This is a genomic window from Corallococcus terminator, from assembly GCF_049194865.1.
GTDB classification, from domain to species: Bacteria; Myxococcota; Myxococcia; order Myxococcales; family Myxococcaceae; genus Myxococcus; species Myxococcus terminator_A.
The window spans coordinates 39,799-56,051 of sequence record NZ_JBLZWL010000116.1; the positions used below are offsets into that span (position 1 = coordinate 39,799).

The window sequence follows — 16,253 nt, forward strand, 5'->3', positions numbered from 1 at the left end:
GGCTCAGAGCCTGAGGCGAACGTTGATGCCCGCGCGGAACAGCCCCATGTCCACCGGGGCACCGGGGGCCACGGTGGGGTCGGGCTGGAAGCGGAACTCTCCGCCGCGCTCTCCGAAGGGAACTTCCACGAAGGCCGCGACCGTCACGTCACGCAGCCGGGATGCATTGATGTCCAGCCGGACGACGTAGGAGGGGTCTCCCACGTTGCCCAGCAAGGTGAGCGTTGTCGTCGGCTCGTAGATGTTGCGCGCGGTGACTGCGATCTGCGCCATGCCGTAGAAGCGGCCGAAGTAGAGCGGCTGGAAGTCGCCGACGGTCTGCACCCACGTGAGCAGCTCGCGGTCATCGCTGCCCAGCTGGTTGTAGAAACCCTCCAGGCGCACCACCGTCTTGAAGGTGTCCGCCACCCGCAGCTCGGCCTGCACACCGCCGCTGGCCTGCACCTGCAGCCCGTCCAGCGCCCGCACCTGGAAGCCGCCGTCCGCCGCGCGCTCCCACGTGGCCACGTCCGCGCCATGCACCAGCGCGACCTCCGTGTTGAAGTCCAGCCGACCCAGGCCCAGCGAGTAGTCCAGGCCATAGCGCGGACGACGTCCCTCATAGAACGAGCCCGTCGCCGCCAGCTCGCTGGTCCCCAGCGCGATCTCCGCGCGCACCGCGCCGCCGTAGCGCACGCGGTCTTCGTCCTCCAACCCGCCCACCCCGTTCGTCGGGTCCACCAGGTCCGCGGTGCCGATGATCCACAGGTTGGCGGCCATGGCCTCCCACGGCACGTTGACCTTCACCATGTCCACGCCGGGCCTCAAGTCGTAGAGGAACAGCGGGTCTGGATTTCGCGCGCGCAGGAAGTCGGTGGTGTTCCAAATCTTGGAGCTGCCCCACTTGATGTGCTGACGGCCCGCGGTGATGAAGACGTGGTCGAAGAGGCCGAAGTAGATCCACAGCCGGTCCAGGCTCGTCACGGGCGTGGAGAGCAGCGGGTCCAGCGGGTCGTACGCCATCCGGCCCACCGCGAAGCTGCGCAGCCCGTCGAACGGCTTGAAGTCCAGGTACACGTCCAGCAGCGCCGGGAAGAACGGGTCCACGCCCGTCTTCGCGCTCAGCGCCCGGTTGGCGCCGGACACCTCCGCGCGCTGCAGATAGAAGCCGCCCACCGTGAGCAGCTCCGGCACCTTGAGGAAGGCGGAGGGGTGCAGCGGGTCCTCCACCGCGGCCTCCTCCGTCACCGGCTGGGGTCCTTCGCCCGGCACCGAGGGGCCCGACGTGACCGCCGTCCCCATGTCCGCCACCACCACGGGCCGCAGCGAGATGTCCACGTCATCGGACGCGGAGGGGAGCGGTGCTCTGTCCTCGCCTTCGCCGTCGACGGTGGGCACCGCCAGCGCCAGGCTCGCGACGGCGGGCTGGTTCGCGGTGTCGGAAGCCGGCTCCGCGAAGGCCTCCACGGTGTTGCCGTCGGCGGTCTCGGTGTCGTCCTCCGCGTCGGTGCCGGACGCGGACACGGTGTCGCCCGACGCGTCCGCGCTCCGCCCGCCGTCGCTCCCCGAGCCCAGCTCCAACGGCGGCTCCACGCTGGAGGAGAGCGCGAGGCGTGCCCGGACGGGCCGCTCATAGGTCAGCGCGCGCACGTCGCTGCCCGTGAAGAACACCGCCAGGCCGCGCGAGGGATAGTGGAAGTACAGCGTGGTGTCCGCCGTGGCCTTCACCAGATAGCAGGGCTTCTTGCTCCGGCCGACCTTGGGACACGCGGCGCCGAACTGCTTCTCCAGCGCGGCGCGCGTGGGCGGCCGGGTGGGAAAGACATCGATGCGCTGGAGCCGCCTCGTGCGTGTATCAACCGTGAAGCGCGCGTGCTTCGTGCCCGCCGGTGAGGACTGGCCCTGATAGTCGAGCACCAGCGCGCCGTCTTCACGACGTCTTGCGTCGGGCTCGCCGAACAGGATTCGCAGCTGCGACTCCGTCGTGGCGCCGGGTCTTGCTTTCTTCCAGGGCTCCGCGTGGGCCGTGCCATGAAGCAGACACAACATGGCCACGATGCGCACGACGGAGGGGGCAGGGGGCATGGATGAACGCAGTGTAGTGGCGTTGTGACAGGTGAGGAAAGCCACGGTGGGTTGACATTCCCCTAGCGTTCCCCCGACCATCCGTCTCCCCTGTGTAGTGGAGGCCATCCCATGGCGTCGGAAGAGGCTGCTCAGTCCCCATCCGAATTGGCTGCTACAGAAGTATCCACACCGACTCCCGCCGAGGCGGTGTCCGCGGCTCCCGAGAAGCTCGACGAGATAGAGGAGATCGACTTCCTCCTCGAGGAAATCGAAAGCAAGATCGCCCCGCTCGCCCTGGCATGAGCGCGGCCCACGAGGTCCGCCCGTACCGGGAGGCTTTCGCCCCGTACTGGCATCCGGTGGCGTACTCCCACGAGCTGCGGGAAGCGCCTCTTCCAGCCCGGCTGCTGGAGACGGACCTGGTCCTCTGGCGCACCGGCTCGGGTGTCGCGGCCTCCCAGCGCTACTGCGCGCATCGTGGCGCGGACCTCTGCTCGGGCTCCATCACCCCCGACGGCCTTCGCTGCGCGTTCCACGGCTGGACGTACGGCGAGAGCGGGCGCTGCGTCCGGATTCCCTCTCAACCCCAGACGCCCATCCCGGAGCGGGCCCGGCTCGCGACGTTTCATGCCGCGGAGCGGCATGGCCTGGTCTGGGTCTGTCTTTCACCCGAGCCCGCCGCGCCATTGCCAGAGTGGCCGGAGCTGTCGGACACGACGGCGGTGGCCACGGTACCGCTGCCTCGCCTGGACTGGGATATCGCCGCCGGCCGCATGGTGGAGATCGTCCTGGACGTGGCCCACCTCTCCTTCGTGCACGAGGGCACGTTCGGCAACCCGGACCAGCCCGAGGTGCCGGCCTACGACGTGGAGAAGCGTCCGGACGGACTCTCCGCGCGGATTGTGTACCCCGCGCTGGCGCCCGGCGTCGGTGGAGGGCCGCCCCGGGTGGACCGGACCACGCTCACCTATGACGTGACGTTCCCGTTCGCCGCGCGGCTGTCCTTCAAGCCGACCCTCTTCTATCCGCACACCGTCTATGCGGTGGCCTCGCCCTGGTCCGAGGAGAAGATGCAGTGCTTCTACTTCGCCTCGTACCACCCGAGGATCCGCAACTTCGCGGACGTGTTCGTGAAGTCGGAGTCGGCCATCCTGGAGCAGGACCGCCGCATCGCCGAGGGACAGCGTCCGCGCGCGCACCCGCTGGACTTCGCGGGCGAGGTCCTGGTGAAGGCGGACCGGCTCCCCATTGAATACCGTCGGGCCCTCACGGCCCTGCGCTCGGGCCGTCCGCTGGACGGGCCCCACCTGGAATAGGAACGGGAGCCACTCGCGTGAACGCAGGGCGTCGAAGCTGGGGGTGGAGTGTGTCCGTGGTGCTGCTCGTCGCCGGGGCGGCCTGTCGTCAAAGAGAAGAGGCGCCCAAGGCGCCACCTCCAGCACCGCCCGAGGTCGCCGCGAAGCCGGTGGCGCCTCCCACGCCTCCCCCCGCGCCTCCGGTGGTGGTGCCCGCGTCGGCGGACCCGGCGCTCGTGGCCCGGGGCCGGTATCTGGCGGAGTCGGTGCTCGGGTGCGTCGGCTGCCACACCGAGCGTGACTACGGCCGCTTCGGAGGGCCGGTGTCCGGGCCGGTGCTGGCGGGCGCGTGCTTCGGCGAGGAGTGGGAGATGCCGGGCACCCTGTGCGCGCCCAACATCACCTCGGACCCCGAGCACGGCGTGGGGCGTTGGACGGACGAGCAGCTGATGCGCACCCTGCGTGAGGGCTACGGCCGTGACGGACGGACGCTGTTTCCCATGATGCCGTACATGGAGTGGCGCACCACCCTGTCGGACGGTGACGCCCGGGCCGTGGTGGCCTGGATGCGCACGGTGCCCGCGGTGGCCCGCGCCACGCCCCCCTCCAAGCTTCTCCCGGAGGTGGTGGCGGACATCAAGGACCTGGCCGCGCCCCTGCCCGGCCCCGTCGCCGAGCCCGCGGCGGACCCCATCGCCCGGGGCCGCTACCTGGCGACCGTGGCCCAGTGCGCCTTCTGCCACGCCAGCGCGGACGAGGAGCCGAAGCCCTTCGCCGGAGGCCGCGCCGCCCCCACCCCCTTCGGAGCGGAGCCCGTCCCGTCCCTGCTCCCCGGCGGGCCCGTCATGAAGGGGCTGGACGAGGACGCCTTCGTCGCCCGTTTCTCCGCCTTCAAGGATTTGGGCGCCGCCCCCAGCCGCAAGGGCCAGGTCAACAAGCTGGCCATGCCCTGGCAGGCCTTCGCCTCCATGAAAGAGGAGGACCTGCGCGCCCTGTACCGCTTCCTGGGGACCCAGGGACCCCCGCCGCGACGTACCAGCGGCCGGTGATTGGCGCGGCGCTTTCTGAGAAAGTAGGATACACGCCTTGCCCTACACCGCCCCCTGTTCTCGGTGATCCGGGCCGGACTCGAACCCCATGACACTGTCCTTGAAAAAGCTGGTCCTGATGCTCCCGGTGTTGGCGGTCGCCTCGGGGTGCAACCTGTTCGACACGGCAGACACGGAAGGAACCCGTGGCCGCGGTGCTCGCGCGTTCGACCCGTACGACAGCTCCGCCTCCGGGGCCATCTCGCTGTCCCTGCTCTGGTTCAAGGGCTGCGCCATCCTCCCCACGGGCGAGCCCGTGACGAAGGGGGAGCTGAGCCTGCCGGCGTATCCGGACACCTGCTTCAACCTCAATGACGGTTACCCCAAGCCGACGCGGCCCTCCGCGCCCCGGCCGCCCGAGGCGCGGATGCTCGTGTCGGCGGGCGAGCTGTACTTCCTGCGGGAGTTCTCCGCGATGGACGTGGCGCTCGCCCGCTTCGAGGACGCGAATGACCGCCGCACCCCCGCGGCGTGGATGCGCAAGGAGTCCATCTTCAAGGACCTGGACTGGTCCAACCTGTCCTCGGGCCGTGACTCGTGGAAGCGCCTGGAGCCGGGCACCTACCAGCGGGAGACCTTCTACGACAACGCCGCGTGGATGATCTCCAACGACGACACCTTCCTCTTGGAGGTCCTGGACGCGGACAACAACGTGCGCCTGAGCCAGTCGTACTCGCGCTCGGACTTCCTCGCGGAGAGCGCCATCACGGGCCGCACCCGCGCGAGCTTCACGGTGACGGGCCTGCAGCGCCCGCTGTTCCCGGGGGACCCGACGCCGCGCCTGGCGCCTGGCTACGATGCGCTCGAGTACGCGTCCGCGGTGAAGGTCTCGCTGGCCAACTCCACCAACCCCTTCAAGTCCTTCACCATGCCGGAAATCGCGGGCGAGGGCGTCATCCGCGTCACCTGGAGCCAGCTGCCCAAGCAGCCCTTCCTCTTCCCCATCCAGTTCCAGGCCGCCAGGGACCGGGTCCCCACCTGCTTCAAGCTGGGGCCGGATGGGCTGGCCACCGACGAGCCCACGCCCTGCGGCTTCGGCCTCAAGCAGAAGGTGCAGGTGGCCCGTCCCGCCAACGGCAACTTCTTCACGGGCGGCGAGACGGTGGACTTCGTCGTGTCGCTCCAGGATGGCGATGGCAACGGCCTGCATCCGCGCGACTCCATGCCCTCCTTCTTCGACTACATGCTCGAGGGCTCCAACGGCCTGGCCTACTTCAACGAGTTCATGCTGCTGACGTGGCGTGACAGCAGCGCGTCCGAGTCCGGCTTCAAGGTCGTGGGGCCTCTTCAGGATTTGCAGGTCGTCAACGGCAGCTACGAGCCCACGCAGTACTTCTCGTACCCGAGCACCAGCGAGCCGCAGTTCTTCGTGCCGCCGGACATCCAGGCCATCGCGGGAGGCATGGAGGTGCGGCCCACCACGCGCTACACCGTGCCGCTGCCGCCGGACGCGAAGCCGGGCACCTACGCCATCCTCGTGAAGGGCCACCGCAACTTCGAGGGCGAGCGCCTCAACCGGTTGGACCCGTTCTTCTTCCAGGTGGGGCAGACCCAGCCCACCACGTACGCGGGGCGCGTGGGCAACTGCCAGGTGTGCCACAACGGCGTCAGCTCGCTGAGCAACCTGCACCACGGCGTGTCCGTGGACCACGTGGAGACGTGCAAGGTGTGCCACTACGACGAGAGCGTCGGGCACGTGTCGGACTTCATGCACCGCATCCACATCAACTCGCGCAAGTACGCGCAGAACAAGGGTGACTGCACCCTGTGCCACCTGACGCGGGAGAGCACGCTGCGCCCCAGCCTCATCGCCTGCGCTGGCTGCCACCCGGGCACCCACGGCACGGAGTACTTCGACCTGCCGTTCCAGGAACTCAACTCCCCCCCCAATGCGTATGGCAACTGCGCCAACGCCTGCCACGTGACGACGGCTCCGGCCGAGCACGTGCTGCCCGCGCGCTGAGCCCCGAGAGGACCGCGATGAAGATTCGCTCCCTTGCCACCAGCTTCCTGCTCTGTGCCACCGTCGGCGGCTGCACTGACTCCGACCCGCCCGCCATTCCGCGAATCGACGAGGCGCCCGTCGTCGACCTGCCCGCGCGCACGACGAACATCTCCGGCGTGGTGTTCGACCCGGAGGGGTACTTCTTCACGTTCATGATGCTCCCGGAGGAGGAAGCCGAGGGCGCTCTGCCCGGCGTCTTCAACGGGCCCTACGTGGGGATTCCGGCCATCGTCGGTGGCCAGGTGACGCTCGCCGCTCCAGGCGGTGGTGACCTGGTGGCGTCGCCCGCGTCGTTCCTCGGCTCGTGGCAGGTGCTCGGCGCTCCCGCCAGCGACACGACGACGTACATCGCGTCCGCGACGCCTCCGGCGGAGGGCGTGTTCTTCGACCCGACCGCGCCCGTGCAGCTCCCGGAGGGCACCTACTACCCCACCACCTTCGTGCGGCCCATCCTCACGAATGTCACCCAGTGCTACGGCCAGTCCGCGCTGCTGGTGGGCAACGCGGGGGCGCTGGACGCGGTGGCCCAGCACCTGACGGCGGGGGGCACTCCGACGACGGTGGAGGACCTGCTGGACCCCGCGAAGACGGGAGGCGTCGCGCTGCTGTGGGTGCACCAGCCCAGCTTCCTCGCGGACCTCTTCCTGCTGCCCGCGGACAGCGTGGCGGGCGAGACTACCGCAGGTCAGCTCATCGCCCTGGACTGGGCGCCTCCGGAAGGTCTGCCGGGCCAGTCGCCCATGGGCTTCATGGCGCTGCCGGACCCGCTGAGCATGGTGGGCTACTTCGCGCTCGTCTTCCCTCCCAACGCCACCGAGCCGGTGACGGTCTCCTTCACGGACACCTTCGAGCTGCCTCCGGGAGAGGAGCCGGACCCCGAGGCTCCGCCCCGGCCGTTCCTGATTCCGCCCCTGACGGTGGAGCCGCGCGCGGGTGTCGTCACCGTGCAGCGCACGTTCGGGCAGTTCGCTCCGCCGGAGCCGGGCGAGGGCCCGCCCGACGAGGGTGGCGGCCTGGAAGACCCGGGCCCGCCGGAGCCGGAGCCCACGTGGGCGTGCTACGCGCCGCCGATGGACGGGCCTCCGGAAGAGTAGTCAGGCGGTGCCGCCGCCGGCCCCGGGCATTCAGGCCCCGGGCCGGACGTGCAGCCCGCGAAAGCGGACCGAGGGCTGTCCGAAGGACACGGGCAGCGGTCCATGGTCCAGCTTGCGGCACCCGCGCGTGGCGAAGAGGTTGCGCGCGTCGGAGCCCACGCCGTCGATGGCGGCCAGCGCAGTGAGCCCGTTGCCCGCGAGGATGCCGGGGCCCACGCGAGCTCCCAGGCGCCCGTCGCGAATCTCTCGCGCCTCGATGATGTGGAAGCTGAAGTCGCCCGACAGCAGGTCCATGTGCCGGGGGGTGAGGTGCTGCACCAGCAGTCCGTGCGACAGCCCCGCCAGCAGCGACTCCAGGTCTCCTTGATGGGGCTCCACGCGGGTGTGGGCCATGCGCGGCAGGGGCGGATGGCGGAAGTCCACGCGCCGGCCATGCCCATTGGGCGTGAGTCCCAGCGCGCGGGCGCTGCGCGTGTCCAGCAGGGGTGACGCGACGACACCTTCGCGCAGCAAGGGCACGGCGCGCGCCGCGTGGCCCTCGTCGTCCCAGGCGAAGCCGAGCGCGCCTTGTCCATCCGTCGGGTCATCCGAGACGGAGAGCCAGGGCTCGGCCACGCGCTGTCCCAGGCGATGGGCGAGGAACGAGCCGCCGCGCGCGACGACGTCTCCTTCCAGCGGGTGGCCGCACACCTCGTGGAAGAAGCACCCGGAGGCCGCGCCCGGAGGGAAGAGGATGGGGAGCGTGGCCGTGGGACAGGGCACGGCGGGCGTCGTCTCGCGCAGCTCGCGCACCAGCGCGTCCACCCAGGCCTCCAGCGAGGGCAGGGCCGCGTGCAGGTGAGTGGCCTCGGGGTGGCTGACGCAGCGCCACGTGTCGAACCGGGGGCCACCGGCCTCGCCGTGGAAGGCCTTCACTTCCAGCAGGGCATGGCGGGTGTGCTCTTCCACGAGCCGCTCGGGATGGGCGAAGAGCGTCCAGCGGTCGACCTCGCGCAGCGTCACGTCGAGATGGGCCGCGCCCGCCGCACGGGCGACGTCCACCAGCCGCCGCACCACGTCTTCGCGCAGGTTCGCGCCGCCCGTGAGGACAGGGGGCCGGGCCAGTGGCGCGCGGGCCCGCTCGAGGACCTCGCCGGGGAGCAGGCCGGGCGGAGGCGTGTCACCGGTCAGCTCCGCCCAGGTGTACTCGCCGTGTCCGGACACCTCACGGCGCGCGCAGACGCCGCGCTCGAGTGTCGTGGGCACCACGCGAGGACCGGAGCGGAGGTGGAGTACGTCGGAGACCTCGCGCCGCTCCACGAACCAATCCAAGACGAGGGGCTCCTTCATCCGTGCATGCGACGAGACTCGTCTCCCTTCTTATCACGGGGCTCGGGGGGACCAGGGGCGGGCGGGCAGGGGCCTTCCGAGATGAGGCATGATGGCCACACGTGAGCGAGTGGCGCGACAGGAGTCCGGGCGAGGAGCGGGTGGTCGAAGGGCCTCCCGAGGACAGGTCGCCTCGGGGTTGGAGCCTCGCGGCCCGGGCGTTGCTGGAGCGTGTGTCACGGCACCGGGGCTGGCGCGGCTCGGAGCTGCTTCTGGTTTCTTCCGAGCGGCTGTCGCTGGAGCTGGACGTGCGCTCGGGCTCGTTCGTCTCCAGCCGGGGACAGGGCTTGTCGGCGTCCGCCCGTGTCTGGACGGAGCAGGGCGTGGGGGGAGCGTCGGCGCCCGTGGCGACGGTGGCGGACCTGGAGCGGTTGCTCGGGGCCGCGGCGGACCTTGTGAGCAGCCGTGCTCCCGCGGCCCTTCCTGCCCCTTGCGTGGGGGGACAGGCTCCGTCGGCTGAGTGGCGCTCCGAGGTGTCGCTCGCTCGCGCGAAGACTCGCGCGGAGCGTGTGGCGCGAGAGGCGGTGCCGCCGGGAGTCCTGGTGCAGGCGCTGGTCGTAACGCAGCGCTCCGCGGGGGCCTTGCTCGTGAGGAGTGATGGCTCCGAGTCGTTCTGGCGGGACGACGGTGCGGACACCTTCCTTCGCTGTGAGACCTCGCGCGGTGCGCTGGTGGATGCCGTGGCCGCGCCGCTCGCGCTGGAGGCGGGACAGGAGGACCTGGGGCCGCTGCGTGCACGACAGGAGGCCGCGGTGGGCGCCCTGGAGCGCGAGGACCTGGGGCCGCTGCGTGCACGACTCGAGGACGCTGTGGGGGCGCTAGAGGGGCCGCTGGCGCGCGCGGACCTGTCGCTGCCGCTGGTGTTGCGTCCCTCGGTGGCCGCGCCGCTGGTGGCGGGACTTGCCTGGCTGTTGCGCGGGGACGTGGCGGGAGCGACTCCCGCGCTGGTTCGCGCCGTGGGCCGCAAGCTGTTTCCCTCGCTGCTGACCGTGGTGGATGACCCGCTGGACGTGAGGGGCACGCGGCGTCGCGGCGTGGATGACGAAGGGCGGCCTGCGCGAGTGCTGCGACTCGTCGACGAGGGTCGGCTCATGGGCTTCCTCCATTCGGAGGAGACGGCCGCGCGCCTGGGTGTCGAGCCGACGGGCCGGGGCTTTCGCGAGGGCGTGTCGTCCGCGTCGCCCATGCCGCTCAACCTGTGTGTCCTTCCGCGCGAGGACGCGCTGCCCGCCGACTACACGGAGCTGGTGGCGCGCGTGGAGACCTTCACCACGATGGCGACGCCGGGCACGGTGTCGCTCATCGCGGGAGGCTGGGAGGTCCGAGGAGGCAGAAGGGTGCGTCGGGTGACGCCGCTGGAGCTGGACCTTCCGGTGCTGGAGACGTTCCGAGGACTGCGCGGCGTGGGCGCGGACCTGACGTTCTTCCCCTCCGCCGAGGGCTGCGGCACGCCGACGTTGGTGCTGCCGCCTCCTCGCGGTTAGCGACTCAGCGCTTGCGCGAGGACACGTGCCGCCACACCGCACGCCACCGCGCCAGGTCGTCGAGCAGCGCGCGCACGCCCGCACGGGGGAACGCTCGCGGAGGCAGTCGCCGGAAGAAGTCCTCCTCCAGCGTCCCGACATCCCGAGGCCGCCCGGCGTTGAGCGTGTCCACCATCGCCTCGATTCGCCGCCGTGCCGCGGGTGCCGCGCGCAGCGTCCGCGAATACCCATTGGCGGCCACGAGCACCTGCCCCTCGCTCAAGGGCACGGTGACGATGGGCCGCGAAGGGCTCGCCACCACCTTGTCCTCGAGCGCCAGCGGCGCGAGCGCGCGAGCCTCGGGCGGTGGCCCGTCCAGCGCCCCGTTGGTCAGGAAGCGCACCCAGCCCTCGGTGAGCGCGTCCTTCGTCGCGCGCAGCCCCTTGCCCCGCCCCTGCTTGCCGAGCGCGGCGCTCACCGGTGCCGGCAGCGCCCAACCCCCGCGCCGAGGCAGCTCCGCGTGGCGCAGGCTGCCGGGCCACGGCTGCTCGGGCGCGCGGTCCAGGAACATGGGCGCTCGGAAGTTGACGCCCAGCGAGGCGGCGATGGTGAGCCCCTTGCTCGGCTCGGAGCGGTGCCAGTACGAGGCCGGCCAGTACATGAAGTCCCCCGCGCCCGCCTCCAGGAAGCGCGCCTGGGCCATCACCTGTCGCGCGTCCTCCGCGTCGCGCAACGTCACGCCATGCGGCCTGTCCTTCAGCCCCTCATCCGCGTGAGGCGCCACCTCCGGCCGCGAGGCGAGCTTCTCCAGCGGCCAGAAGCTCATCCTCCGCCGCCCCTGGATGACGAAGTAGAAGACGTGCAGGTCGTCCTTGTGGATGCCGAAGGGCGTGTGGCGGTAGTTGCCCAGGAACAGCGCGGAGTCCGCTCCACCCAGCGGCACGCCGAGCGCCCCGTGAAACCCCGACAGGAAGGTGCGCATCTGGAGCCAGTGACTCCAGTGGTGGCTCTGCGTGTTGCTCAGCACGAGCCCGAAGCGTCGCCCCTGGAGCTGATGCTCCATCCGCCGCTCATACCCGTCGACCGAGCCGTCCTCCGCCGTGGGCAGGTAGCGCGCCAGCGAGACGGCCGCGAAGACCTCCGGGGGGCCCTCCGCCGTCGCCTCGTTCTCCACGTAGAAGCGCACCGGCAACATCGCTTCGCCCTGGCGGTAGCGCACGCCGACGTCGACGAGGGCCTCGAAGATCTCCGCGGGGGACGGGAAGTGCGTGGGGAACAGGCCCGGAAACACCGTGGGCTCCCGGTCCCAGTGCTCGCGGGCGAAGCGCGTCCAGAAGGCACGAGGCAAGGTGAGGGACGGTTCAACCGGGGGTGCGGTGGAGGCTCGTGCCATTGGGTCGGGGGGATGCGCGAGGGGAAGAGTGGGTGATACTAGCATCCAGCGTTCCGGGCCCACGAAGACGCGGGCTCGCGCGGAGGAGATTCGAGATGGGGACGGATTCATCGTCTACGGCACGAGCGGCTTCCTCGGAGGAGCGTGGCGTGGTTGCGCTGTGGCCCGCGAAGCAGACGGAGCTCGTGGGTGACTCGCGGGTGCTGCGAGCACTTCCCCGCGTGGAACTGCGACGCGTGGGGCCCTTCGTCTTCTGCGACCAGTTCGGCCCTTCGCCCGCCGTGCCCGGTGCCATGGCCGTGCCGCCCCATCCCCACGTGGGCCTCCAGACGGTGACGTACCTCTTCTCCGGCGCCATCCGTCATCGGGACTCGGTGGGCTCGGTGCAGGACATCCACCCGGGCGACGTGAATTGGATGACCGCGGGACGCGGCATCGTCCACGCGGAAGACGTGGACTCCAGCCCCGGCGCCGCGCCGCTGCACGGCATCCAGACGTGGGTCGCCCTGCCTCGCGCGCAGCGCCAGACGGACCCCGCCTTCGAGCACTTCCCCGCGTCACGCCTGCCGCTCCTGGAGCGCGAGGGCGCGCGCGTGCGGGTCCTCGCGGGACGGCTCGGCGAGGCCGTCTCCCCTGTGCCCGCCTTCCATCCGCTGACGTACCTGGACGTCGAACTGGAGGCGGGCGCCTCCATCTCCCTGCCGGTGGAGTCCACCCACGCGTTGGCCGTCTACGTCGCCGAGGGTGACGTGGCCGTGGGCCAGACGTCCGTGGACAAGGGCGTGCTCGCGCACCTGGACGAGGGCGCGTCCACGCTGTCGCTGCGCTCGGTGGGGGGAGGCCGGGTGATGGTGTTCGGCGGCGAGCCTCTGCCGGACCCTCTCGTCATCTGGTGGAACTTCGTGGTGGACAGCGTCGCGGAGGGCCGGGCGCGCCTCGCGGACTGGGAGGCTGGACGTTTCCCACCGCTCGCTCCCTGAGCGTCCCTGGCGCCGAGCCCTCGTACCCGAGGGCCGAGGCCCCGTGACACGAATCCGGTGCATGCTGCGCCCCGCACTCGGGAGGACACGGATGTCGGGTCAGTCGTTGGCGATGAAGCTGCTGGAAGGCGCGAGGGAGTGGGCGAAGCGGCTGCCGTCCGCGCTGTCTGGAGACATCGCCGTGGACGTGGGGAGCAAGCGGCTGCGGCTGTCCCATGTGCGCGTGGAGACGGTGGTGCGTCAGCTCCTGGTCAAGGTGAAGCACCTGGAACTGCGCCATTGGGAGGCGCGACCGGAGCTGTACGACATCCGCCTGTCCGTGAAGGGCTGGAAGCTGCGTGTCGAGACGACGCTGGAGCGCGTGGAGTTCGCCTCGGGGCGCTATCGGCTCTGGCTGCGCACGCCGGGGCGCGTGGAGCTGGAGGAGTCGCGGGGCGCGTCGTCGCTGGTGATGGGGGTGTTGCGCGCGGGGGCGGGACGCGCCGCGGTGCGCGCCCTCGCCGAGCGACTGCTGCCCCCAGGAATGCGCTGGGACGGTCAGGTGCTCCAGGTGGAGGGCCGCCTTCCCCCCGAGGGCGTGCTGTCCGCGAAGCTCTTCGAGAATGCCTCGCTCGCGATGAGCGTGGAGCACGTGGAGGAGGGCCTGTGGCTGGGCGCGGAGGCGTGGCCCGGCTTGTTGGATTTGCTTCAGGCCGTGTTCGGCACGGAGCTGCCGCGCACGCCCCCGGGGACGTGAGCCGCCGCCCTCTCGCGGCTATTCGTCGTCCTCCACCTTCAGCTCGCGTTTGGCCATCTCCATCACCGTGGCCATGGCATGGAACGCCAGCCCCATGCCCCAGCCCAGCGCGGGCCAGTGCACCCACCAGCCAGGGCCGGAGAAGAGGTCTATCAGCGTGAGCCCGCCGATGACGATGGTGTAGCTGAGGCCGTGCGTCGCGAGGCCCAGCAGCTCCTTGCGGTCCTTGCGCTGGCTCTGCTCCTTCTGGGCGCGGGAGACCAGGGCGACCTCCACGGCCGCCTCGCTCAGGCCCATCTCCCGCGCCATGGCGAGCACTTCCTCACGCGTCAGCGTCCGCGCCGGCTCGCGACTCGCGAGCGCATGAGCGCTGGCCTCGCGGATGATCTCCGCGGCCTCCCGCTCCGTGAAGTGCGTGGGTGGAGCTTTCTGTCGGGTGTCCGCCATGAGCCACGACAGTAGTGCTTCGCCCGGGCTCGCGTCGATACGCCCGGGCGGCGTCGCGAACGGCGTGGACCTCAGCCTGCCTTGTGCGCCGACTTCGGCGGCTGATAGGCGCCGGGCACCGAGCGCGCGGCGATGGCCAGCCGGTTCCATGCGTTGATGGTGGCCACGGCGGCGGTGAGGTCCGCCAGCTCCTTGTCGGTGAAGTGCGGCTTCACCGCTTCGTACACGGCCGCGGACACATGGCCGTCATGCAAGTTGGTGACGGCCTCCGTCCAGGCCAGGGCCGCGCGCTCGCGCGCCGAGTAGTAGGGGCTCTCCTCCCACGCATCCAGCCCATAGAGGCGCTGCTCCGTCTCTCCAATGGCACGCAGGTCCTTCCAGTGCATGTCGATGCAGTACGCGCAGCCGTTGAGCTGCGAGGCGCGCAGCTTGATGAGGTGCAGCAGGCCCACCTCCAGTCCGCACTGGTGCAGGTACTTCTCCAGCCCCATCATCGCGGTGAAGATGCCAGGGGCGAGCTTCGCGGTATCGAAACGCTGTGCTTCCATGGTCTTTGTCTCCTTCGGGGAGGGACCTGGTGTCCCCCGTCGCTGAGGCGTGAAGTAACCGGGAGGCCCACGACGCGCGAGGGCCACTCGCTCACCAGTCGATGGTGCCACTTCAGTCCCGCGCGGGGGCCACTTCCTGGCGAGACGCGTCGAGGCTCTGTTCAGCGCAGGGCGCGCGCGAGCAGGCGCACACCCTCTTCGATTTCCTTCTCGGGCACACACGCGTAGCCGAGCAGGAGCGCCCCGGGGCCCGTGGACCGCGTCCGGAAGGCGGACAGGGGCTGCGTCATCACCCCGGCCTCGATGCCGCGCGCGGCGGCCTCGCGGTCATCCACGCCCTCTGGCAGCCAGCCCACCAGGTGCATGCCCGTGTGGAGGGGTGACACGTCCAGCCGCCCGCGCAGCTCGCGACGGGCTGCCGCCACGAGGGCCTCCTGTCGGTCGCCGTACAGCACGCGCATGCGGCGCACGTGGCGGCTGAAGTGGCCGCCGTCGAGGAAGTCCGCGAGCACCGCCTGCTCGACGACGGGCGTGTGGCCATCGGCGAAGCGGCGCGCCGCGCTGAAGACCTCCACCAGCGACTCCGGCACCACCAGGTAGCCCACCCGCAGCGCAGGGGACACCACCTTGCTGAACGTGCCGATGTAGATGACCCGCGCGTCCGGAGAGAGCCCCTGGAGCGCGGGCAGCGGCCGGCCCACGTAGCGGAACTCGCTGTCGTAGTCGTCCTCGACAATCCACGCGTCGGAGCGCGCGGCCCACGTGAGCAGCGCCTGCCGCCGCGCCTCGCTCATCGCCACGCCCAGCGGGAAGTGGTGGGCCGGGGTGACGATGGCCAGCCGCGCGTCGGGCCGCAGCCGCATGCCCGCCTCCACGTCCAGGCCCTCGGCGTCCACCGGCACCGGCACCAGCGTGGCACCCGCGGCGACGAGCGCGCCCCGGCTCGCGAAGTAGCCCGGGTCCTCCACCCACGCGGCGTCGCCCGGGTCCAGCAGCACCTGCGCCGCCAGGCTCATCGCCTGCTGCGCGCCGTTGACGATGATGACCTGCTCGGGGACACACCGCACGCCGCGCGAGGTGGCCAGGTAGTCCGCGACGGCGCGCCGCAGAGGGGGATGGCCCGCGGGCTCCGCGCGCTTGAGCAGGTCCCCCCACGAGCGCCGCCAGCGCGTGTGCAGCAGCCGTCCCCACAAGTCGCTCGGGAACGAGTCCACCGACGGCGTGCCCATGCGGAACGCCATCCGACTGGCGGAGATGCCCGGCGCGGTGATGCGCAAGTCGGGCAGGCGCGCCACCGCGAGTCCACGCTGGGAGATGCCCGGTGTGTGCTTGGGCCCGGCCACCGGCGCCCGGGCGTGTCGCGAGGCATGCAGCCGCTCCGGCAACTCCCTCGCCACATACGTGCCCGAGCCTGGCTGGCCCACCAGATAGCCCTCCGACAAGAGCCGCGAGTACGCGTTGAGCACCGTGTTGCGCGACAGCTCCAGCTGCTCCGCCAGCGCGCGCGTGGACAGCAACTGCACACCAGGCCCGAGCCGCCCGGCGACGATGGCCGCGCGCAGCGCCTCCACCAACTGCGTCTGCAGCGAGCCGCCCGCGGTGGCGTCCAACACCAGCGACGTGGCCGCCATGACCGCCGGCCGCTTCCGGGGCCTCGGCTTGCGGGCTGCTCCCTTCGCGCCGGAGTTCGAGGGCGTCATGGCCCGCGCGCCCCCCTCGGCCCGGGGGGAGATGATTCACCCCGGTGATGTTTGGAATCACGAGCCATCACTGTTGGAAACGTCCGCAAG

Annotated in this window: 14 protein-coding genes; 8 read left to right on the forward strand and 6 right to left on the reverse strand. The window is 71.1% G+C overall.

The genetic code is table 11. The features are described 5' to 3' along the window. Window positions 1–3 precede the first annotated feature (3 nt). Entirely contained in the window at window positions 4–2,064 is a 2,061-nt protein-coding gene (locus ACN469_RS34600) for a hypothetical protein (RefSeq protein WP_498775082.1), read from the reverse strand. A gap of 111 nt (window positions 2,065–2,175) precedes the next feature. Between ACN469_RS34600 and ACN469_RS34605 the strand changes: the two genes are divergently transcribed. The 5 genes from ACN469_RS34605 to ACN469_RS34625 all read left to right on the forward strand — a co-directional run bounded on the left by ACN469_RS34605 (window position 2,176) and on the right by ACN469_RS34625 (window position 7,528). Further along, window positions 2,176–2,349, forward strand: a complete 174-nt coding sequence (locus ACN469_RS34605) for a Xan family putative trans-acting RiPP leader peptide (protein WP_498775084.1) — start codon at window positions 2,176–2,178, stop codon at window positions 2,347–2,349. Further along, window positions 2,346–3,362 (forward strand): Rieske 2Fe-2S domain-containing protein, encoded by a 1,017-nt coding sequence (locus ACN469_RS34610; protein ID WP_498775086.1) that lies wholly within the window; start codon window positions 2,346–2,348, stop codon window positions 3,360–3,362. The genes ACN469_RS34605 and ACN469_RS34610 overlap by 4 nt, the downstream gene beginning before the upstream one ends. A gap of 56 nt (window positions 3,363–3,418) precedes the next feature. Further along, a complete protein-coding gene (locus ACN469_RS34615; RefSeq protein ID WP_498775088.1) occupies window positions 3,419–4,390 on the forward strand; it encodes a c-type cytochrome in 972 nt (323 codons plus the stop codon). 100 nt (window positions 4,391–4,490) lie between these two features. Further along, window positions 4,491–6,392 (forward strand): hypothetical protein, encoded by a 1,902-nt coding sequence (locus tag ACN469_RS34620; RefSeq protein WP_498775090.1) that lies wholly within the window; start codon window positions 4,491–4,493, stop codon window positions 6,390–6,392. A 17-nt stretch (window positions 6,393–6,409) separates the two neighbouring features. Continuing rightward, complete coding sequence (locus tag ACN469_RS34625; RefSeq protein ID WP_498775091.1) at window positions 6,410–7,528, forward strand: hypothetical protein; 1,119 nt, start codon at window positions 6,410–6,412, stop codon at window positions 7,526–7,528. A 30-nt stretch (window positions 7,529–7,558) separates the two neighbouring features. On the opposite strand, the gene ACN469_RS34630 is transcribed toward ACN469_RS34625, so the two are convergent. After that, on the reverse strand, window positions 7,559–8,839 hold the full coding sequence (locus tag ACN469_RS34630; protein ID WP_498775093.1) for a TldD/PmbA family protein: 1,281 nt from the start codon (window positions 8,837–8,839) through the stop codon (window positions 7,559–7,561). 119 nt (window positions 8,840–8,958) lie between these two features. Between ACN469_RS34630 and ACN469_RS34635 the strand changes: the two genes are divergently transcribed. Further along, window positions 8,959–10,380, forward strand: a complete 1,422-nt coding sequence (locus tag ACN469_RS34635; RefSeq protein ID WP_498775095.1) for a metallopeptidase TldD-related protein — start codon at window positions 8,959–8,961, stop codon at window positions 10,378–10,380. A 4-nt stretch (window positions 10,381–10,384) separates the two neighbouring features. Here the strand turns inward: ACN469_RS34635 and ACN469_RS34640 are convergent, their stop codons facing one another. Further along, window positions 10,385–11,707: a cupin-like domain-containing protein gene (locus ACN469_RS34640; protein WP_498775097.1), complete on the reverse strand. Its 1,323-nt coding sequence runs from the start codon at window positions 11,705–11,707 to the stop codon at window positions 10,385–10,387. 194 nt (window positions 11,708–11,901) lie between these two features. Between ACN469_RS34640 and ACN469_RS34645 the strand changes: the two genes are divergently transcribed. Together ACN469_RS34645 and ACN469_RS34650 are read left to right on the forward strand one after the other, a co-directional pair. Beyond that, entirely contained in the window at window positions 11,902–12,732 is an 831-nt protein-coding gene (locus tag ACN469_RS34645; RefSeq protein WP_498775099.1) for a pirin family protein, read from the forward strand. A gap of 91 nt (window positions 12,733–12,823) precedes the next feature. Beyond that, a complete protein-coding gene (locus ACN469_RS34650; protein ID WP_498775101.1) occupies window positions 12,824–13,468 on the forward strand; it encodes a hypothetical protein in 645 nt (214 codons plus the stop codon). Window positions 13,469–13,486: 18 nt separating this feature from the next. Here the strand turns inward: ACN469_RS34650 and ACN469_RS34655 are convergent, their stop codons facing one another. From ACN469_RS34655 to pdxR, 3 genes are all read right to left on the reverse strand, one after another. Then, window positions 13,487–13,915 carry a 2TM domain-containing protein gene (locus ACN469_RS34655; RefSeq protein ID WP_498775103.1) on the reverse strand — a complete coding sequence of 143 codons (429 nt, stop codon included), beginning with the start codon at window positions 13,913–13,915 and terminating at the stop codon, window positions 13,487–13,489. Window positions 13,916–13,986: 71 nt separating this feature from the next. Next, complete coding sequence (locus tag ACN469_RS34660) at window positions 13,987–14,463, reverse strand: carboxymuconolactone decarboxylase family protein (RefSeq protein WP_498775105.1); 477 nt, start codon at window positions 14,461–14,463, stop codon at window positions 13,987–13,989. A 161-nt stretch (window positions 14,464–14,624) separates the two neighbouring features. Next, window positions 14,625–16,163 (reverse strand): MocR-like pyridoxine biosynthesis transcription factor PdxR, encoded by a 1,539-nt coding sequence (pdxR, locus tag ACN469_RS34665; RefSeq protein WP_498775107.1) that lies wholly within the window; start codon window positions 16,161–16,163, stop codon window positions 14,625–14,627. Window positions 16,164–16,253 lie beyond the last annotated feature (90 nt).